This is a genomic window from Erythrobacter sp. (assembly GCF_023653175.1).
GTDB lineage: Bacteria > Pseudomonadota > Alphaproteobacteria > Sphingomonadales > Sphingomonadaceae > Erythrobacter.
In genome coordinates this window covers 1-17986 of record NZ_JAMNXL010000063.1, presented here as the reverse complement: position 1 = coordinate 17986, position 17986 = coordinate 1, and the positions used below count along the sequence as shown (strand labels likewise).

Sequence of the window (17986 nt, the reverse complement as noted above, 5' to 3'; positions counted from 1 at the left end):
CACTGGGGCATCAAATACGGCATGCCCGCGCTGCTCGCGGTGCTGTGCGTGCTCGGCCTCATCGAGAACGCGATCAGCCGCCGCCGCCACCTCAGCCTGCGCCGCGCGCAGGTGATGGTGAGGAAGACCGCCAGCGTTTCGGGCTGGGTCGGCGTGATGTGCAGCAGCTGGGCGGTGATCAACTGGTTCGCCTCGCCGCCCGAGGCCCATGCCGCCTTCGCGATGATCATCGCCATGGGCGCGCTGGCGACCGCCTATTGCCTCTCGGCGATCCGCTTTGCCGCGATCCTCAACCTCGTCATCGGCGTGGTGCCGATTTCGACGCTGATGCTGCTGTCGGGCCGCCCGGCGGAGATCGCCGCGGCGACCAGCCTGGTGCTGGCGACGCTGATCCTTGTGCGCTTCATCCTGCAAGGCCACGCGATGCTGGTCGACCTGCTGCAACTCCAGCACCAGACCCGCGACCTTGCCAACACCGACCCGCTCACCGGCCTTGCCAACCGCCGCGCGCTCGACGAGCGGATCGCAGGCCTGCTCGCCAAGGGCGAGGACGCGCCGCCGTTCCGGCTGGCGCTGCTCGATCTCGACGGGTTCAAGCCGGTCAACGACCGCTACGGCCATGCCTTCGGCGACCGCCTGCTGTGCGGGGTGGCCGAGCGCCTGTGCGAAGTGGTCGGCGATGACGGCTTGGTGGTCCGCCATGGCGGCGACGAATTCGCGGTGCTGATCCCTCCGCATTCGCGCCTCCACGATGCCCCGCTCGCCGAGCGCCTGCTGATCGCTCTGGTGCGCCCGCATGTAATCGACGGCGTGGCGGTAAGCGTTGGCGCCAGCGCGGGTGTGGCGCAGTGGCCGACCGACGGCGCTGACGCCGAAGCCCTCTTCGATTTCGCCGACCGCGCGCTCTACCAGGCCAAGGCCGAGACGCGCGATGAACGGGCTGCGGCCGAGGCTCCCGCAGCGCAGGCCGCCCTCAGCGCCTGAGCACCCAAAGCGGACAAAGGTTACACCCTGTCAACTTTGCTGGCCGGCCATTTCATCAATAAATTCAGTTACTCATGTCCGGTTTCGTCAAGCGGACGGACAGGGAGTCGGGGCGCTAAATCACGCCTCGGGCATCGGGCGGCCTCGCAGGCCGGGCAGTACGATGGGAAAGAGCGGGGCGCGTTTTAGCGGCTGGCAGGCGTGTAGGAAACGGCGCCTATCGCTGTTGCTCGCTAAAAGCTGCCGTTCGAGAAGCGACCCCGAAGCGGCCATCGCTGGTGGCAAGTGTGATCGCCAAGCAGCTGGGGATCGCCCGTTGCAGCGTCTGCGAGGCACTGAAGGGTGCCTGACGCCCTGCTTTTTTCTAGCGCGGGCCCGCAATCAACGTCATCATCAGCCAATGAAAGCAAGTCCTGTAAAAGCCTGCGTCTTTTGTGGTCAGCCACCGGAGGAAAAGACCAAAGAGCATGTGGTCCCCTTGTGGGTCATGAAGCTCACCGGCGACGAGAAGCGGAATGCGTTTTTTGGGGTTCATTACGCGAACGGACCCGAGAACCTTCAGGTTCGCCAGCATGCATTCTCCTCATACACACTCCCCGCCTGCAAAATCTGCAATGACGCGTTCGCTGTCTTAGAGGACTTTGCCAAGCGAGTGGTCGAAAAGCTCCTATCCGAGCAGCCCTTAACTGCGGCAGATGTTGAGGTTCTCTTGGACTGGCTGGATAAAGTCCGCGTCGGCCTCTGGATCGCGGGCCGAACCCTCGGGACCAACATTTTCCGAGCATCCCAACCGAGGTTCTATGTGGGGCAGCGCGTTCGGTGGGCTGACCGATGGGCGCGCATAACGCTGCTACCTGAGGGCGGGCAGGGGCTCACGTATGCGGGCGTCGGTACTCCGATGTTTGGTTCCATGCCAAGCGCGTTTGCAATCCGCATTAACCGCCTGATTATTCAGAACGCCTCAAGCCCTCGGATGCTTACTCGCTGGCTGGGATTGCCATACCCAGAAATGACCAGAAAGAGGACGCCTGACGGCACGATTTACTTCAGCAAGGTGTGCTTCGGGAAAAACCGTCTGCTGCCCGGGCTCATGGATTTTCCGAAGCCATTCGCGGGACTTGAGGTCATGCAGCCAGCGTACCCTTTTGACCTCAAGGAATGCGAGCGGCCCTTTCGAAATCCATATGCACAGGCTTTCTTTGCTGACTTAGAAATGCTTCGGGCGAAGCCGCTTCTGGCAACGCGGACAGAGATTCGCGCTATCAATGAGATCGGGCCTCAAGAGTATGAATTGATGAAGCAGCCCCTTCATCCTTCAATCCCCCATTGGTTCTCTAGCTCGGCACTTGTCCTGCAGAACTATGTTAGCGAAGTGGGGCTGGTGGGCGGCCCACCTGCGACTGAGAAGGATCACAAGCGGCTACTCAAGCTGATGAATGACCTGAGACACGCAAACCGAGCCTTCCTTAAGAAAATGGAAGCTCAGGTACGAGACCCCAGCAAGAGCAACGATGGGTCCGTCGAACTGGCGCAAGGCCGTCGGGTCATCTCTATCTGAGCAGACACAGGATGAGCGTCGCATAAATTGAGGGAACGACTGTGTGTCGCCGTTATGGGGAATTAAGTCTGGCGATTGGCCGGTTGCACTTGAAATTGAGTCAAATCCGCCATTCGCCTATCCACCCACCTCCGGTCATTCGCGACCGAATGCTGGCATCCCCAAACCCGCCCCCCGCGCCCTACTCCTGCCCCCAGTCCGAATAGTCCTTGAAGTTGGGTGAGGTGAACTTGGTGATGTCGCTCTGGAAGTGGAGCGGGACGTTGCCAGTCGAGCCGTGGCGCTGCTTGGCGACGATCAGCGTCGCGCGGCCCTGGAGGCCTTCGAACTTCTCCTCCCACTGGCGGTATTTCTCCTGCACGTCGGGCGTCGAGGAGGCGTCGGGCGTGTCGGGCTTGACCAGCAGATGGTAGTAATCGCCGCGGAAAATGAACCACACCATGTCGGCGTCCTGCTCGATCGAGCCGGATTCGCGCAGGTCGGACAGCATCGGGCGCTTGTCCTCGCGGCTTTCGACCGCACGGCTGAGCTGCGACAGGGCAATCACCGGAACCTGCAATTCCTTGGCCAGCGTCTTCAATCCGCGGCTGATCTCGGAGATTTCGTTGACGCGGTTGTCGTTCGCGCGGCCCGAACCTTGCAGCAGTTGCAGGTAGTCGACGATGATCAGGCCGATGTCGTGCCGCCGCTTCATCCGCCGCGCGCGGGTGCGCAAGCTGCCGATGGTGAGCGCCGGGGTGTCGTCGATATAGAGCGGCAGTTCGGCAAGGCGCTGGCTGGCGTAGGACAGCTTCTGGAAATCCTCGCGGGTCAGTTTACCGCTGCGCAGCGCCTCGGAGGAGATCTCCGCCTGCTCGGCGAGGATACGCGTCGCCAGCTGGTCGGAGCTCATTTCGAGGCTGAAGAAGGCGACCGGCGCGCCATAGTTGAACTCGCCGCCCTCGCGCTGCCAGTTGAGATGCGCCTCGGCGCAGTTGAAGGCAATGTTGGTGGCGAGCGAGGTCTTGCCCATGCCGGGGCGCCCGGCGAGGATCACGAGGTCGGAATTGTGGAGGCCCGAGGTCTTCTGGTCGATCGTGGCAAGCCCGGTGGTTTTGCCCGACAGGCCCCCGCCCGAATTCATCGCGGCTTCGGCCATCTTGATCGCCGCCATCGCGGCTTCGCGGAACGTCGCCGCCTCGCGCCCCGTTGCCGCGCCCTCGGCGACCTTGAACAGGTCGGCTTCGGCCTGTGCGATGCGGTCCAGCGGGGAGGTGTCCTGCGAGGTGTCGAGCGCGCCTTCGACCAGCCCGCGCCCGACGCTCACCAGCTCGCGCAGCAGGGCAAGGTCGTAGATCTGCTGGGCCAGCTCGCGCGGCACCAGCAGGCCTGCGCCGCTGGCGGTGAGCTGTGCAAGGTAGGACGTACCGCCCAGTTCGCGCAGCGCCTCGTCCGCCTCGAAGAAGGGGCGCAGGGTGACCGGCGAGGCGGTGGCGTTGCGCTCGAGCAGCGCCAGCACGCGCTCGAAGATGCGCGCGTGGAGCGGTTCGAAGAAGTGGTCGGGCCGGATCGGGACCGGCAATTCCTCGATCACCCGGTTGTCGATCAGCACCGCGCCAAGGAAGGCGGCTTCCGCGTCGAGATTGGCGGGCAGCTTCTTCACCGGCAGCTCGCCGGAAGGGTCTTGGGGTTTGATCGGGGTGACTTTTTCGGGTTCGGCCATCCGGCCCTGATGCGCAGCGCCTGCGCCTGCGCGCAAGGGTGAAAGGCGCCAATATTTTTCTTGGCCGCTGTGGATAGTGGGGAGAGTGCGTCGAAGTGCTTGAAGTGCGTGCCCTCCATCTGCGAGAGGCATGGGTCATGGCCGATACGCCGCCCGATTCCCTGCCTCCCTCCCTCGCGCCCGGCGGTGCGGGGGCGCAGCGCATTGCCCAGGTGACATTGGACGAGGCGACGATCCTGTGGCGCAATGCCGATGTCGAGCAGGAACGGCGGGTGGCGATCTACGACCTGATCGAGGAGAACACCTTCAAGCCGCTGCGCTCGGCCGAGCGGGGGGCGAGCGGGCCGTACAATCTCCACCTCTCGGTCACCGACGGGCGGCTGGCGATGGACATCAAGGACACCGGCGACCAGCTGCTCGAGACGCTGCTGATCGGCATGGCGCGCTTCCGCCGCCCGATCCGCGAATATTTCGCGATCTGCGACAGCTATTACCAGGCGATCCGCAAGGCGACCCCGGCGGAGATCGAGACGATCGACATGGCGCGGCGCGGCATCCACAACAACGCCGCCGAACTGCTGCTCGAACGGCTTGAGGGCAAGGTCGAGACCGATTTCGCCACCGCGCGGCGATTGTTCACGCTGATCTGCGTGCTGCACATCAAGGGCTGAGGGGCATGGCAAAAGGGGCGACACGCCGGACACGGCGCGCGCCGCGGCGCTGGCTGCTGCGGCTGGCGGCGCTGCTGGTATTGTTCGGCCTCGCCTTTGCCGCGTGGCTGTGGTGGGACATGCGCGAGTGGCGACCCGATCCCGAGCTCTATCCCGAGCAGGGTGCGCTCGTCCCCGCCGGCACCGCGCCGCTGCGGTTCGAGACGCTCAAGGCGATCGGCGCGCGTTTCGTCTACTTGCCCCTCGCCAGCGGGCCCGCGGCCGAGGCGCCCGGCGGCTTCCCCGACCGGTTCGCCGCCGCCCGCAAGGCCGGGCTCAAGGTCGGCGTCGTCCTGCCCTTCGACCCCTGCCTCGGCGCCGACGCGCAGAGCGGGGTCTTCGCCCAGATGGTGCCGCGCGATGCGGGTCTGCTGCCGCCCGCGATCGCGCTCGGCAGCCTCGCCGACGCCTGCGATCCCAAGGTCAGCGATGCCGCGGTGGAGAGCGAGCTGATGACGCTCATCAACCAGATCGAGCTGCACGCGGGCAAGCCGGTGATCCTCAAGCTCTCTCCCGCCTTCCAGTCCCGCCACCGGACCGCGACCGCGCTCGCCCGCGACCTGTGGCTGGCCCGAGACCGGGCGCGGCCGGATTACGCGGGCCGGCCATGGCTGCTATGGAGCGCCAACAGCGCGCGCATGACCGAGGCGAGCGCGGATCCGGTCGAATGGGTGGTGGTGCAGAAGTGAGCCTTTCGCAATCCGAGGAACAGGCCCTGATCGACGCGGCCTTCGCGGCGGCGCGCGGGGCCTATGCGCCCTATTCCGACTACCCCGTGGGCGCGGCGCTGCTGTTCGATGACGGCGCGGTGATCACCGGCTGCAATGTCGAGAACGCAAGCTACGGCCTGTCGCTCTGCGCCGAGACCGTTGCGGTCGCCAAGGCGTTCGAGGCCGGGCGGCGCGGAGGCCTCAAGGCGGTCGCGGTGGTGGGCCTCAAGGCTGACCGCGATCCGATCACCCCCTGCGGCCGCTGCCGCCAGGTGCTCAACGAGGTCGCCGCGCTGGGCGGCACCGACCCGCTGGTGCTGTGCGTCAGCGCCGAGGACGTGCGCCGGGTGAGCCTGTCAGCCCTGCTGCCCCACGCCTTCGGGCCGGGGCATCTGGGCTGATTTTTCGCGGCCAAGCCGGGGAAGGCTCGATTGTGGGTCCTTGGGATGTGGTTGACTACTCCCACTCAAGACCCTGCGTGTTGAACACATACTGCACGCGGCCATTCTGATAAAACTCGGCTTCGATCACCGCTTTCTTCGCCGATTTCAGAGATTTGAGGAAAGTCTTGCTGTCGCGGATAAATGCGACTTCGCTGGTGCCGTCGGATGATCCGTCACATGCAAACTTGCGGATCGGGCCGTCATCGAACTTCGCATTGATGTAGGCGTTCGTGAAACTGTGGCATAGGATCTGCCCGCTGCGAACACGGAACATGATGTCGAATCCGTGCTGTGGATCGCGCCTGAGCATGATGAAAGCCGACTGTTCGCCGTAAGGGAATTGCAGATCGACCGAGTTTTCGGATTCGACCTCGGCAAACTTCCTAGTCGCGTCGCGCATCTCGTCGCGGTCTTCGGTATAAATCCATGCGGTTTTGACTTCGGGTGCCGGAGCCGGGCTGCTCTCGGACGCTTCGTCCGCCTTCGTGGCCCCGCCAGCCGACTGGGCCACATCCTTGGTCGGCGGATTCTGCGCTTGCGGTCCGAACACCCCCACCAAGACAAACGCGACTGCCGCGGCGACGCCATAATGCCAGCGCTTTGCGTCAGGCATGAATTTATAGGGTCGAAAAACCCCGATGATCGCCGCCACAAAGACGAGAGCAAAGAACGTCGACACGGAACCTCCACAGCAGAACTAACTCTGGAGTTATCGTGCAGCGCCTAAGAAAATGTCAAATTCGCAATTGATTTAAAAGGCTATTGCCGCCCCTCCAGCCACTCGACCAGCGCCGCCATGCATTCGCGGCCCAGCAGCTTGCAGCGCTCCGGCGACCAGCCCTGCTCGGGCTCGGGGAAGCTGACCAAGTCCTTGTAGGGCATCTCCAGCGTCATCGCGACCGCGCCGAAGCGTTCGGCGAGCTGGTTGGTGCTCATGGTGAGGTTGGCGCGGCCCGCCGGGGCCTTGGGATAGCCGAGCTTGGTCTGGAAATCAGGCGTGCGGCGGTCGAGGATCGCCTGATAGCGGTAGTAGCCCTCGCCCTGTGCCTCCTTCCACGAGGGAATGCCCTCGAAGCCGGCCAGGAACACCGCCGGGATCGCCTCGTCGGCATGGACGTCCATCGCGAAGTCGACACCGGTCCCGTCCATCCGGTTGCGGATCGCCAGCACTTCGGGCGAGCGTTCGGGGGTCGGCTCGGCCCATTCGCGGTTGAGGTTGGTGCCAACCGCGTTGGTTCGAAGATGCCCGCGCCGCGAACCATCGGGGTTGCAATTCGGCACGATGTGCAGACGGCACTTGGCCCGCAGCATCCGCGCGACCGGATCGGCCGGATCGATCAGGCACTCGATCGCGCCCTCCATCCACCATTCCGCCTGCGTTTCGCCCGGATGCTGGCGGGCGTAGAGCCACACCTGAGTCTCGCCTTCGCCCATTTCCAGGCAATCGATCGGCTGGCCATCCAGCGTGGTGCCGAGCCGGACATAATCGACGCCCTCGGTCGAGGCGGCCTCGGCGATCAGATCGTGGTGGCGCTCCATCGAGTAGGGCGCAAAATAGGCGACCCAGAACACCCCGCCTGCGGGCATGTAGCGCACGGTGAGCGTGCCGCCGTCCTCGTCCTTGTCATAGGTGCTCGCCGCGCGCGTCCAGTAATCGCGGTCTTCGCTGACACAGGCGTTGTAGTCCGGCCAGCCGCCCGGATAGGCGCTCGCCGCAAGGCCGGTGAGCTTCAGCACCACTTCCTCGCCCGCAGGCGCGGACACGCGGAAGTGGAACCACTGGAAGAACTCGGATGCATTGTCGCGGCGGATCGCGAGCCGGGCGGTGTTCCCGCTGATGGCGAGCACGTCGATATTGCCGCTGTCGAACCCGGCATCGATGAACAGAGTGGTCATTTGGTTCCTTGAAGCTTCTTGGCGGCGATCGTCACGGTCTCGCCATTGCCACCGGGAAAGTCCTTGAACAACCCGGCTGCAAGCGTGCGCGCACTGGTCGCGACCTGCGCATAGGGAGACTTCACGCCTGTGGTCATCTGCGCGCGGCCTTCCCACAGGGTCTCGCCCCCGGTCATGCCGATGCGCAGTTCGAGCGTGGTGTTGGCCGCCGGCCCTTCGCGCCCGCCGCCGAGATTGATCCCGACCCCGAGCCCGACGCCCGAGCCGAAGCTCCCCGCACTCCCGCCCACGCCGACGCTGACAGGGCCGCTGCGCTGCACGGGCGCCGCGACGATCGGCGTGCGGCTGGTGCGGATCGCGGCGGTCTGGTCGGCCGGGACGCCTTCGGGGACGACCGTATAGCCCGCCTTGGTCAGCTCGGCCCGCACCGCTTCGGCAAAGGCATTGCGGGCGGAGAGGTTGCTCATTTCCTCAAGGAAGGTGATCGCGATCGTGCCGCGGCCCAGCTTGCCCGCGGCTGGCGCGACGAAGCGGGTGACCTCGACCGGGCCGGTATAGGGCGTGGTCGCGCAGCCCGGCAGCGCAAGCGCGGCAGCGGCCAGAGCGAGGGCGGCGATGCGGGAAGGCAACATGGCGCAAGTTCCTTTTGTGACCGGCCGCTTATAGGCTGCACAGATGAACGTGCACAGTCCGCTAAGGAAGGGTGCACGTGAACGTGCACAGGCCACGATGTGTCCGTGGCAGGTTGAGATTTTCTGAAGCTGTTTGTGTGATAGGGGCGCGATGATGACGGACAGCAAACCTTCTGTGCTCGTGACCGGCGGGGCCGGCTATATCGGCAGCCACGCGGTGCTCGCCTTGCGTGATGCGGGCTGGCCGGTGGCGGTGATCGACAATCTGACCACGGGCTTCCGCTTCGCGATCCCCGAGGGTGTGCCTCTGTATGAGGGCGATATCGAGGATGGCGCGCTGCTGGCGCGGATCTTTGCGGAACAAGGCACGGCTGCGATCATGCATTTTGCAGGCAGCATCGTGGTGCCCGAAAGCGTCGCCGATCCGCTCAAATATTACCACAACAACACCGCCAAGAGCCGCGCGCTGATCGAAGCGGCGGTGACGGCGGGCGTGCCGCATTTCATCTTCTCCTCGACCGCAGCGACCTACGGCATCCCCGATGTGGCAGCGGTGAGCGAGGACACCCCCCAGCGCCCGATCAACCCCTATGGCTGGTCGAAGCTGATGACCGAGCAGATGCTCGCCGATGTCGCCGCCGCGCACCCGCTGAACTACGGCGTGCTGCGCTATTTCAATGTCGCGGGCGCCGATCCGCAGGCGCGGAGCGGTCAATCGACCGCGGGCGCGACCCACCTCATCAAGGTCGCCATCGAGGCAGCGCTGGGCAAGCGCGAATCGGTTAGCGTGTTCGGAACCGACTATGTGACCCCCGATGGCACCGGAGTGCGCGACTATATCCATGTCAGCGATCTGGCCGCAGCGCACGTGCTGACATTGGAGGCGCTCATCGCCGAGCCTCGGCGCTCGCTGACGATGAACTGCGGCTATGGGCGCGGCTTCTCGGTGACCGAGGTGCTCGACGCGGTCGACCGGGTAACGAATCGCAAGCTCGACCGCCGGCTGGAGCCGCGCCGCGCGGGCGATCCCGATTCCCTGATTTCCAACCCCGCGCGGCTCAAGCAGACGCTAGGGTGGGAGCCGAACAACGCCGATCTCGACACGATCATCGCCCATGCGCTGGCCTGGGAGCGCAAATTGACCGTATTGCGGGGCTGATCGGGGCAGACTCGCATTGACGAGCCCGCGCCGCGCGGCTAACGGCACGCTTCAATTTCCGCGCGTCGGAGCATTTCCGGCGCGCTTCTCTTTTGGAAAAGTGCCATGAAGATCGTCAACAGCCTCAAGTCGCTGAAGGGCCGTCACCGCGACAACCGCGTGATCCGTCGCCGCGGCCGCACCTATGTGATCAACAAGACCGATCGCCGCTTCAAGGCCCGTCAGGGCTGAACTGGCGCGGCTGCCGGTGTCCGGCGGCTGACATGGATTCGGCGGCCCGCCTCCTGACCGGAGCGCGGGCCGCGAGCATTTGGGGGGCTGGTGATGCGCAAGGCCGTGGTGTTCGATGTCGGGCGGGTGCTGTTTCACTGGCAGCTGGGTGCCTTGTTCGAAAAGCTGATCGACGACCGCGAAGAACTCGATTGGTTCCTCGCCAACGTGGTCACCGAGGAATGGCACTTCGAGCATGACCGCGGCCGCGCGCTCGCCGACATGCTGCCCGAACGCATCGCGCTCTACCCGCAATATGAACACCACATCCGCGCCTATGCGACGCGCTTCAACGAGACCGTGCCCGGCCCGGTCGAGGGCTCGCACGAGCTGGTCGAACGGCTGGCAGGGGCGGGGGTGCCCTTGTTCTGTCTGACCAATTTTGGCGACGAGTTCTTCGCCATGTTCCGCCCGACCCAGCCGATCTTCGACCACTTCATCGACATCATCGTTTCCGGCGAGGAGAAGGTCGCCAAGCCCGAGCCGCGGATCTACGAGATCGTCGAGGAACGCAGCGGGCGGCGCGGGGATGCGCTGTTCTTCACCGACGACAACCCGGCCAACATCGCCGCCGCGAAGGCGCGCGGCTGGGATGCGCATCTGTTCACCGATGCGGTGAGCCTTGAAGCGCAGCTGGTCGCTGCCGGGCTTCTCTGATTTCTGTTTGCGTCCGCGCCTTCGCGCGGACGTCCTCGGCGCTGTTCCCTCCGCTACGCTGTGGGGCGCCTGCGGCTCGCGCGCGTGCGCTCGCGGACCCTGTGGGCCCGATCCAGCGCTTCCCTCATGGGTCATCTTTCCACCAAAAAACCCCGGTCGCGCTGTGGGAACGGCGCGCCGGGGCTTCTGGAGCTCTGACCGGGTTGGAGAGGGGGGACGCCCGGTCAGAGAGGGACTTCGTGTCAGTCAGCGGCGCTTAGCCGTTGCACTTGGCCAGTTCCTCGGCCTCGATCGGCTGACCGAGCACCTTGAAGTTGGCGATCTCGCCCGACTTGCGGTTGAGGCCGCGGCAGATGCGCAAGGGGCGCGCGCTCGCCTTGTTGGCGACGCAGGTGGTGCCTTCGCAGGTCCAGGCAACGCCGCCAGCGACGAAGCGCGATTCGCTGGCCGGGGCGGCGAGGGTGGCGCTGTAATAGGCGGTGCCGGCCGCGCTCAGCGGGGCGCTGCTGCTGGCGACGCCGAAGCTGAGGCCGGTGTAGACCAGTGCCGAAGCCAGGATCGCGAACTTGCCGGTGCGGGGGAGGGAGAAGGAGTTGGTCATCGGGGGTGTCCTTTGCCTTTTGTGTTTTGGGGCAGCTGCCCCATGGTCTCTGTTACCGTGTTTTGCAATGCAACATTTCGATTCGAAACCGGTTGCTATTCGCTACCTAACCAACTAGGTTGTGAGTTGCAACTGAAAACTGAAATTTTTTTGTGTGGCCTGCAAAATCGGTTACACACGACCCCGGAAGGGGAAGGGACACGGACCTATGGGTGATTTGAGAGAACCGCTGCGCGAACTCATCGAATGCGGCCTGCCGCAGGCGCTCGAGGTGATGGGCGAACGCTGGTCGTTCATGATTCTGCGCGCGAGTTTCAATGGTCTCAAGCACTTCGAGGAATTCCTGACCGAGCTCGGGATTGCCCGCAACATCCTCTCCAACCGCCTCGCCAAGCTGGTCGAGCACGGGATCCTCAAGCGCGAGCCTTGCGCCGATGACCGCCGCAAGATCGAATATCGCCTGACGGAAAAGGGCATGGACCTGCTGCCGGCGATGCTCGCGCTGCGCCAGTGGGGCCAGAAATACGGGGCCGAGCGGGTCGTCGAGGACCCGGTTCTGGTCGACGAGCGTGACCGGCTTGCGATCGGCCCGGTCTCGATCCTTGCGCATGACGGGCGGATTCTCGGCCCGCAGGACCTGTGGCTGGTGCGCCCCGCCGACCTCGGCAAGCGGGCCGACGGCAGCATCGCGACACGCGGTGCGGATCTGGCGCAGGGCGACGTGGTCGATCTTGCCACCAAGAAGGCCTCCCTACGCTAATCCGTCGATAGGCGCGATGCGGCGGGTGCCCATCGCGCCCGCCGTCGGCTAGGGCGGCGGCCATGAACGTGGCCGTGCCCCCAGAATGCCATGAAATCCTCCACCGCACCTTCGGCTACCCCGCGTTTCGCGGGCAGCAGGAGGCGGTGATCTCCCGCGTCATGGCGGGCGCGCATACCCTCGCGCTGATGCCGACCGGCGCGGGCAAGAGCCTGTGCTACCAGATCCCCGCGCTCGCCCGCGCAGGCACGGCCATCGTCATCTCGCCGCTGATCGCGCTGATGCATGACCAGATCCGCTCGGCGACCGCCGCCGGCATCCGCGCTGCCTCGATGACCTCGGCCGATAGCGACAATGCCGCCACCGCCGAGGCCTTCCGTTCGGGTGAACTCGACCTCCTCTATGTCGCCCCCGAACGCGCCTCGACCGCGGGGTTCCAGAACCTGATCGAACGCGCCCCGGTCTCGCTCTTCGCCATCGACGAGGCGCATTGCGTCTCCGAATGGGGCCACGACTTCCGCCGCGATTATCGCATGCTGCGCCCGGTGCTCGACCGCTTCCCGGATGTGCCGCGCCTCGCGCTCACCGCCACCGCCGACCGGGCGACGCGGGCCGACATTCTGGTGCAGCTCGGCATTCCCGACGAGGGCCTGATTGTCGCCGGGTTCGACCGCCCGAACATCCGCTACGCCATCACCCCGCGCGACAACGGCCCGCGCCAGATCACGGAGCTGCTCCAGCGCCTCGACGGCGCAGGCATCGTCTACGCCCCCAGCCGCAAGCAGGCCGAGGACCTCGCCGCCGCGATCACCCGCGCCGGGCGCGAGGCGGGCTTCTACCACGCGGGGCTGGAGCCGGAACGCCGCGCGCGGGTGCAGTCCGAATTCGTCGCCTCCGAAAGCATGGTGATGGTCGCGACCATCGCCTTCGGCATGGGGATCGACAAGCCCGACGTGCGCTTCGTGATCCACGCTGGCCTGCCGAAGTCGATCGAGGCCTATTATCAGGAAACGGGGCGCGCGGGCCGCGATGGTGACCCTTCGGAAGCGCATCTGTTCTGGGGCGTCTCGGACTTCGCCCGCGCGCGGCAATGGCTGGGCGAGGTCGAGCCCGAGCGCCTTCCGGCAGAAAACGCCCGCCTCAACGCGCTTGCCGCGCTGGTCGAGGCGCCGACCTGCCGCCGTGCGATCCTCCTCCGCCACTTCGGCGAGCACCCGCCCGAAGCCTGCGGCAATTGCGACAACTGCCTCGAAGCGCCCAAGGTGGTCGAGGCGAGCGAGCTTGCGCGCAAACTGCTCTCCGCCGTCTACCGCACCGGCCAGAGCTTCGGCATCGGCCATATCGAAAAGGTGCTGACCGGGCAGAGCGACGAGCGCATCGTCTCGCGCGCGCATGATCAGCTTTCGGTGTTCGGCATCGTCACCTCTTCAGAGGCCGCGCTGATCCGCCCGCTGGCCCGCGCGCTGGTCGCTCGCGGCATGCTCATCGCGACCGAGCACGGCGGCCTCGCGCTGGGCCCCGAGGCGCGCCCCGTGCTCAAGGGCGAGGCCGGGGTGACCATCGCCGAGCCGCCCCCCAAGCGCGAACGCCGGAGCCGCCGTGCGCGCGGCGGCGCGGAGAGCGCGCCCAACCCGATCGGCAACCCGCTGTTCGAGGCCCTGCGCGCCAAGCGCAAGGCGCTCGCCTCCGAGCATGGCCTTCCCGCCTATGTCATCTTCCACGATTCGGTGCTGCGCGACATGGCGATGCAATGCCCCGAGACGCTGGCGGAGTTGGGCACGATCCCCGGCGTGGGGGTGAAGAAGCTCGAGACCTGGGGGCCGGATTTCATCGCCGTGGTGCGCGAGCATCTGAGCGGTTAGGGCTTTGCGCGGCGCACCGTGTAGTCGATCCTGATCCGCACCCAGCTGCCGAACTGCTCGGCGCCCCCGATCCGCGCAGGGCGCACCCGGAACTGCCACGCGGCCGCCATCACCGCGCGGCCGATCTGCGAGCCTTGCGGGCCTTCGGAGAGCAGCTGGCAATCCTCGACATAATAGCCCGAGACCGTCTTGCAGGCGATCAGCGCATAGCCGGGGCCATTGGCGGTCGAGAGGTAGCCTGAGAGCTCCTGATCGGTCGGCTCGCGATACCAGCGCGCGGCGTAGAGCGGCTCGCCATTGGCCATGGTGCCGACCCGCTCGCTATCGCCCGCGGTGCGCGGGTTGCCGGTGTCGACCGGGCCGTAGCCCGCATTGGGCCGAATCCGCGCGCCGATCTTGGGCGAGGGCCGCGCTGATGGCTGCGGCGAGGGCTGCGGTTCCGGCGGGCTCGGCGCGGGCGGCGGCGGGGGCGGGGCGGGCTGGGGCCGCAGCACCAGCGGCGAGGGCTTGATCGGCGACATCGGCACCGGCTGCTCTGTTTGCGGGGTGTCGGGCGCATCGGCAGGGGCGGATTCTTCGGGCGCGGTCTCCGCCTCGGGCTCGGGCGGGGCGGCGAATTCCTGCGCCTTGAAGGTGGTGATCTCCTCCTTGGCATCCTCCTCGCCGACGATGTTCGCGCCAAGCGTCAGCAGCAGCAGGATCAGCAAGCTTTCAAGCGCGAGCGCGATGGCAAGGCTCGCGAGCTTCCTGCGCCGCGACATGTCGCGCAGGGCGGCGAGCCATCGGGCAGGCCCGCGCGGCTCTTCCAAAGCCAGTGCTGAAGGATCCTCGAAAATCGCCGCTGCGCCTTTGCCGGGGCCGGGAGGGGGGCGGCCCTGAGCGCGCTCCTTAACCTGTCATCAGCCGATAGGATAGCGCTTCGGCGATATGGACGCGGCCGACCGTTTCGGTGCCTGCGAGGTCGGCGATGGTGCGCGCGACGCGCAGCACCCGCGTGTAGCCGCGCGCGGAGAGGCGCAGTTTCTCGGCTGCCTGCAGCAGCAGCTTGCGACCCGCCTCGTCGGGGGTGGCGTGAGCTTCCAGCAGTTCGCCCTCCAGCTCCGCGTTCGACCGGACGCCGCGCGCGACGGCACGCTGGCGCGCGGCGGCGACGCGCGCGGCGACCGCCTCGCTGCCCTCGGCGGGCGGGGGGAGGGTCATGTCGAGCGCGCTCACCGCGCCGACATGGACGTGGAGGTCGATGCGGTCGAGCAGGGGGCCGGACAGGCGGCCCTGATAATCGCCGATGCAGCGCGGGTACTTGTTGCAGTTCCTCGCCGGATCGCCCGCATAGCCGCAGCGGCACGGGTTCATCGCCGCTACAAGCTGGACGCGAGCGGGGAAGGTGACGTGGGCATTGGCGCGGGCGACGTCGACATGGCCGGTCTCGAGCGGCTGGCGCAGCGAATCGAGCACCGGGCGCTGGAATTCGGGCAATTCGTCGAGGAACAGCACGCCCAGATGCGCAAGGCTCACCTCGCCCGGGCGCACCTTCAGCCCCCCGCCGGTGAGTGCGGCCATGCTGGCGGAATGATGCGGCGCGCGGAAGGGCCGCGCGCGGCTGATGCGCCCGGCCTCGAGCATTCCGGCGACCGATTGCACCATCGACACCTCGAGCGCTTCGGCCGGTGTCAGCGGGGGGAGGATGCCGGGCAAGCACGAGGCGAGCAGGCTCTTGCCCGATCCCGGCGGGCCGACCATCATCAGGTTGTGGCCGCCAGCCGCCGCGATTTCCAGCGCGCGCTTGGCGGTTTCCTGCCCCTTCACCTGCCTGAGGTCATTGCCCCCGGGCGCCTCCGCCACCGCGCCGCGCGCCGGTTCGGGGAGCACCAGCGTGCCCTTCAGGTGCCCCAATAGGCTGGTGAGATCGCGCGGGGCGAGCACCGGCACCCCGCTCGCCCAGCGCGCCTCGGGGCCTTGCTCCAAGGGGCAGATGAGCCCGCTGCCGACGGTGCTCGCATGGAGCGCGGCGATCAGCACGCCGGGGCTCGCGACCACCCGGCCATCCAGCGCCAGCTCGCCCACGGCGATCCAGTCGCCCAGCTGCTCGGCATCGGTCACGCCCATCGTCGCCAGCAAGGCAAGCGCGATGGGCAGGTCGAAATGCGATCCGTCCTTGGGGAGGTCTGCGGGGCTGAGGTTGACCGTGATCCGCTTGGGCGGCAGCGCGAGACCGATCGCGGCGAGGGCGGCGTAGACCCGCTCGCGGCTCTCGCTCACCGCCTTGTCGGGCAGGCCGACGACGTTGAACCTCGGCAGGCCCGGGCCGATATGGCACTGCACCTCGACCTCGCGCGCTTCGAGCCCGAGATAGGCAACCGTTCTCACCAGCGCGACCATCGGCAACCCCCAATGCTTTGTCGTCCGCCCCAAGGCGCTGATAATGCGAGGTTTCAGTGGGCTTGTCGAGCGAATAGGGTTAGCCGCTTCTTCGCGAAGCCACCCGCGCGAATGCTAAGGCTTTTTTAAAGCATAAATCTTGGCGAAATCGGAAGGGGCGACGGGCGACATTCGTGGCCATGAACCGCGCTATTGCCCTGCTTCTGGCTGCCCTTGCGCTGCTGCTCCCCGGCAGCGGCGCGCTCGCGCAGCAAGGCTCGCGCGTGGTCAGCCATGTGAGCTGGGTCGAGGAATGGGATCCGGCCACCGGCCAATGGGTGCGGGTCGAGGACAGTCCCGCCACGGTCACTGCCGCAGCCTTCGAGCCCGTGTCGGCCACGGTCATCCGCTCAGGGGCGGTCACCATCACGGAGACCGTCTCAGAGATTGGCGTAGAGGATCCCCAGCCGGTGCGCTTCATCGCGCAAGGCGCGCGCCTGCCCGCCAGCGCTGCGGGAATCGCCGCCTTCGGGCCGTTCCGGGTGATCGACGCGCGTCACGCCGCGCTCGTCGCCCCCACCGATGCCGCGTCGCCGCAGGCCTTCGCCGCGATGCTCGCCGCCTTCCCGGGGCTCGAGGTTCTTGCCTTCGTCGATGCTCCGGGAACCAGCCACGATCTGGCCAACTTGAGATTGGGCCGCGCGATCCGGGCTGCCGGGCTTGCCACGCATGTCCCGGCAGGCGGCTCGGCGCGATCGGGCGCGGTCGAGCTGTTCCTCGCCGGCACCCGCCGCACGATCGACCCCGGCGCGCTGTTCGCGGTGCATTCGTGGCGCGACGAGCGTGGCCGCGAACCGTCCGATTTCGCCCCCGACGCCCCGGAAAACCGCCTCTATCTCGACTATTACACCGAGATGGGCATGAGCGAGACGCAGGCGCGCGATTTCTACGCCATGACCAATTCGGTGCCGCACGCGGGCGCGCTGTGGCTCGAGGGCGCAGAGATGGCGCGCTGGATCGCCCCTGCCGCGCGCAGCATCGATGATGATGCGGCAAGCACCGTCCGCTTCGCTCTGGCCCGGGCGGGGGCAAGTCTCGGCGTGATGCTGCGTGCGCCGCTCCTTGCGCAGAGCGCGCCTGCCGCGCCTGCCCCGCGTCTGGCCTATGCCCTCCAGGGTGCCAGCTTGCTTGACTCTGGCATCGCTTTCCCATAACGGCGCCGGTCTGTTTACGGCTCGCTTTCGTCGCGGGCCCCGGCGTCTCATGCCGGTCAGCTTTTCGAGGATGATCTGAAGCGTACCTTCCAGCCCAGCAATCTCGTGCGCGCCCGCCGTCACGGTTTCTTCGCACGCAAGGCCACCCCGGGCGGCCAGAAGGTCCTGCGCGCCCGCCGCGCCCGCGGCCGTAAGAAGCTCTGCGCCTAATCGTCTGGCGCCCTCAGGCGCCGGGCGCGGGCCGTTCGGCCCGCTTGGCTTCCGCGGCAAAAGCCGCGACGCGCGTTCGCGCTTGCGGGCGCCCTCTGGGAGCCCGTTGACTTTTGTCGCCTCTCCTGTTGGCGTATGAGCGACATTCCCATGATCTCCGTTCTTACCAAGCGCGCCGATTTTCTTGCGGCGAACAGCGGCACCCGCAATGCGCGCGCCGGGTTCGTGCTGCTGACCCGCCCGAATGACGGCGCGGGGAT

Annotated in this window: 19 protein-coding genes and 1 pseudogene; 13 read left to right on the top strand and 7 right to left on the bottom strand. The window is 66.7% G+C overall.

Features of this window, described 5'->3' with window-relative positions:
* Positions 1-984 (top strand): GGDEF domain-containing protein (locus NBV68_RS09070; RefSeq protein ID WP_296308974.1); only part of this gene is annotated, 984 nt, incomplete at its 5' end.
* Positions 985-1384: 400 nt separating this feature from the next.
* On the top strand, positions 1385-2542 hold the full coding sequence (locus tag NBV68_RS09065; RefSeq protein ID WP_296308973.1) for a hypothetical protein: 1158 nt from the start codon (positions 1385-1387) through the stop codon (positions 2540-2542).
* A gap of 181 nt (positions 2543-2723) precedes the next feature.
* On the opposite strand, the gene NBV68_RS09060 is transcribed toward NBV68_RS09065, so the two are convergent.
* Positions 2724-4244, bottom strand: coding sequence for a replicative DNA helicase (locus tag NBV68_RS09060; protein ID WP_296308972.1), 1521 nt, complete (start codon positions 4242-4244; stop codon positions 2724-2726).
* A 137-nt stretch (positions 4245-4381) separates the two neighbouring features.
* Here NBV68_RS09060 and NBV68_RS09055 point away from each other — a divergent pair, with 137 nt between their 5' ends.
* The 3 genes from NBV68_RS09055 to NBV68_RS09045 are packed head-to-tail and all read left to right on the top strand — an operon-like array spanning position 4382 to position 6065.
* The gene (locus NBV68_RS09055) at positions 4382-4915 is read left to right on the top strand and encodes a UPF0262 family protein (RefSeq protein WP_296308970.1); all 534 of its coding nucleotides are present in this window, start codon (positions 4382-4384) and stop codon (positions 4913-4915) included.
* A gap of 5 nt (positions 4916-4920) precedes the next feature.
* Positions 4921-5643: a glycoside hydrolase family 25 protein gene (locus NBV68_RS09050; RefSeq protein WP_296308969.1), complete on the top strand. Its 723-nt coding sequence runs from the start codon at positions 4921-4923 to the stop codon at positions 5641-5643.
* The gene (locus NBV68_RS09045; protein ID WP_296308968.1) at positions 5640-6065 is read left to right on the top strand and encodes a cytidine deaminase; all 426 of its coding nucleotides are present in this window, start codon (positions 5640-5642) and stop codon (positions 6063-6065) included. Before NBV68_RS09050 ends, NBV68_RS09045 begins: the two co-directional genes overlap by 4 nt.
* Positions 6066-6120: 55 nt before the next feature.
* On the opposite strand, the gene NBV68_RS09040 is transcribed toward NBV68_RS09045, so the two are convergent.
* From NBV68_RS09040 to NBV68_RS09030, 3 genes are all read right to left on the bottom strand, one after another.
* On the bottom strand, positions 6121-6786 hold the full coding sequence (locus tag NBV68_RS09040; protein ID WP_296308967.1) for a hypothetical protein: 666 nt from the start codon (positions 6784-6786) through the stop codon (positions 6121-6123).
* A gap of 80 nt (positions 6787-6866) precedes the next feature.
* Positions 6867-8003: a M14-type cytosolic carboxypeptidase gene (locus NBV68_RS09035; RefSeq protein ID WP_296308966.1), complete on the bottom strand. Its 1137-nt coding sequence runs from the start codon at positions 8001-8003 to the stop codon at positions 6867-6869.
* Entirely contained in the window at positions 8000-8635 is a 636-nt protein-coding gene (locus tag NBV68_RS09030; RefSeq protein WP_296308965.1) for a hypothetical protein, read from the bottom strand. The genes NBV68_RS09035 and NBV68_RS09030 overlap by 4 nt, the downstream gene beginning before the upstream one ends.
* Positions 8636-8786: 151 nt before the next feature.
* On the opposite strand from NBV68_RS09030, the gene galE reads away from it, so the two are divergent.
* The 3 genes from galE (at position 8787) to NBV68_RS09015 (ending at position 10721) form a co-directional block, all read left to right on the top strand.
* The gene (gene galE, locus NBV68_RS09025) at positions 8787-9794 is read left to right on the top strand and encodes a UDP-glucose 4-epimerase GalE (protein WP_296308963.1); all 1008 of its coding nucleotides are present in this window, start codon (positions 8787-8789) and stop codon (positions 9792-9794) included.
* Between the two features lie 105 nt (positions 9795-9899).
* Complete coding sequence (gene ykgO, locus NBV68_RS09020; protein WP_017666014.1) at positions 9900-10025, top strand: type B 50S ribosomal protein L36; 126 nt, start codon at positions 9900-9902, stop codon at positions 10023-10025.
* A 93-nt stretch (positions 10026-10118) separates the two neighbouring features.
* Positions 10119-10721 carry an HAD-IA family hydrolase gene (locus NBV68_RS09015; RefSeq protein WP_296308956.1) on the top strand — a complete coding sequence of 201 codons (603 nt, stop codon included), beginning with the start codon at positions 10119-10121 and terminating at the stop codon, positions 10719-10721.
* Between the two features lie 256 nt (positions 10722-10977).
* Here NBV68_RS09015 and NBV68_RS09010 read toward each other — a convergent pair whose 3' ends face one another.
* Entirely contained in the window at positions 10978-11322 is a 345-nt protein-coding gene (locus NBV68_RS09010; protein WP_296308955.1) for a hypothetical protein, read from the bottom strand.
* 208 nt (positions 11323-11530) lie between these two features.
* Between NBV68_RS09010 and NBV68_RS09005 the strand changes: the two genes are divergently transcribed.
* On the top strand, positions 11531-12082 hold the full coding sequence (locus NBV68_RS09005; RefSeq protein WP_296308954.1) for a helix-turn-helix domain-containing protein: 552 nt from the start codon (positions 11531-11533) through the stop codon (positions 12080-12082).
* A 62-nt stretch (positions 12083-12144) separates the two neighbouring features.
* Positions 12145-13944, top strand: a complete 1800-nt coding sequence (gene recQ, locus NBV68_RS09000; RefSeq protein ID WP_296308953.1) for a DNA helicase RecQ — start codon at positions 12145-12147, stop codon at positions 13942-13944.
* On the opposite strand, the gene NBV68_RS08995 is transcribed toward recQ, so the two are convergent.
* Both NBV68_RS08995 and NBV68_RS08990 read right to left on the bottom strand, forming a co-directional pair.
* Complete coding sequence (locus tag NBV68_RS08995; protein ID WP_296308952.1) at positions 13941-14753, bottom strand: hypothetical protein; 813 nt, start codon at positions 14751-14753, stop codon at positions 13941-13943. The genes recQ and NBV68_RS08995 overlap by 4 nt on opposite strands.
* Before the next feature lie 79 nt (positions 14754-14832).
* Complete coding sequence (locus NBV68_RS08990) at positions 14833-16323, bottom strand: YifB family Mg chelatase-like AAA ATPase (protein WP_296308951.1); 1491 nt, start codon at positions 16321-16323, stop codon at positions 14833-14835.
* A 179-nt stretch (positions 16324-16502) separates the two neighbouring features.
* Here NBV68_RS08990 and NBV68_RS19060 point away from each other — a divergent pair, with 179 nt between their 5' ends.
* The 3 genes and pseudogenes from NBV68_RS19060 to NBV68_RS08975 form a co-directional block, all read left to right on the top strand.
* On the top strand, positions 16503-17516 hold the full coding sequence (locus NBV68_RS19060) for an alpha/beta hydrolase (RefSeq protein WP_366067945.1): 1014 nt from the start codon (positions 16503-16505) through the stop codon (positions 17514-17516).
* Between the two features lie 75 nt (positions 17517-17591).
* Positions 17592-17726 (top strand): 50S ribosomal protein L34, encoded by a 135-nt coding sequence (gene rpmH / locus NBV68_RS08980; RefSeq protein ID WP_026092078.1) that lies wholly within the window; start codon positions 17592-17594, stop codon positions 17724-17726.
* 135 nt (positions 17727-17861) lie between these two features.
* A pseudogene (locus NBV68_RS08975) lies at positions 17862-17986 on the top strand (ribonuclease P protein component); the annotation flags it as partial.

Coding starts and splice junctions, on each gene's coding strand:
- NBV68_RS09065 (WP_296308973.1), top strand. CDS start 1,385: ATGAAAGCAAGTCCTGTAAAAGCCTGCGTCTTTTGTGGTCAGCCACCG.
- NBV68_RS09060 (WP_296308972.1), bottom strand. CDS start 4,244: ATGGCCGAACCCGAAAAAGTCACCCCGATCAAACCCCAAGACCCTTCC.
- NBV68_RS09055 (WP_296308970.1), top strand. CDS start 4,382: ATGGCCGATACGCCGCCCGATTCCCTGCCTCCCTCCCTCGCGCCCGGC.
- NBV68_RS09050 (WP_296308969.1), top strand. CDS start 4,921: ATGGCAAAAGGGGCGACACGCCGGACACGGCGCGCGCCGCGGCGCTGG.
- NBV68_RS09035 (WP_296308966.1), bottom strand. CDS start 8,003: ATGACCACTCTGTTCATCGATGCCGGGTTCGACAGCGGCAATATCGAC.
- NBV68_RS09030 (WP_296308965.1), bottom strand. CDS start 8,635: ATGTTGCCTTCCCGCATCGCCGCCCTCGCTCTGGCCGCTGCCGCGCTT.
- galE (WP_296308963.1), top strand. CDS start 8,787: ATGATGACGGACAGCAAACCTTCTGTGCTCGTGACCGGCGGGGCCGGC.
- ykgO (WP_017666014.1), top strand. CDS start 9,900: ATGAAGATCGTCAACAGCCTCAAGTCGCTGAAGGGCCGTCACCGCGAC.
- NBV68_RS09015 (WP_296308956.1), top strand. CDS start 10,119: ATGCGCAAGGCCGTGGTGTTCGATGTCGGGCGGGTGCTGTTTCACTGG.
- NBV68_RS09010 (WP_296308955.1), bottom strand. CDS start 11,322: ATGACCAACTCCTTCTCCCTCCCCCGCACCGGCAAGTTCGCGATCCTG.
- NBV68_RS09005 (WP_296308954.1), top strand. CDS start 11,531: ATGGGTGATTTGAGAGAACCGCTGCGCGAACTCATCGAATGCGGCCTG.
- recQ (WP_296308953.1), top strand. CDS start 12,145: ATGAACGTGGCCGTGCCCCCAGAATGCCATGAAATCCTCCACCGCACC.
- NBV68_RS08990 (WP_296308951.1), bottom strand. CDS start 16,323: ATGGTCGCGCTGGTGAGAACGGTTGCCTATCTCGGGCTCGAAGCGCGC.
- NBV68_RS19060 (WP_366067945.1), top strand. CDS start 16,503: ATGAACCGCGCTATTGCCCTGCTTCTGGCTGCCCTTGCGCTGCTGCTC.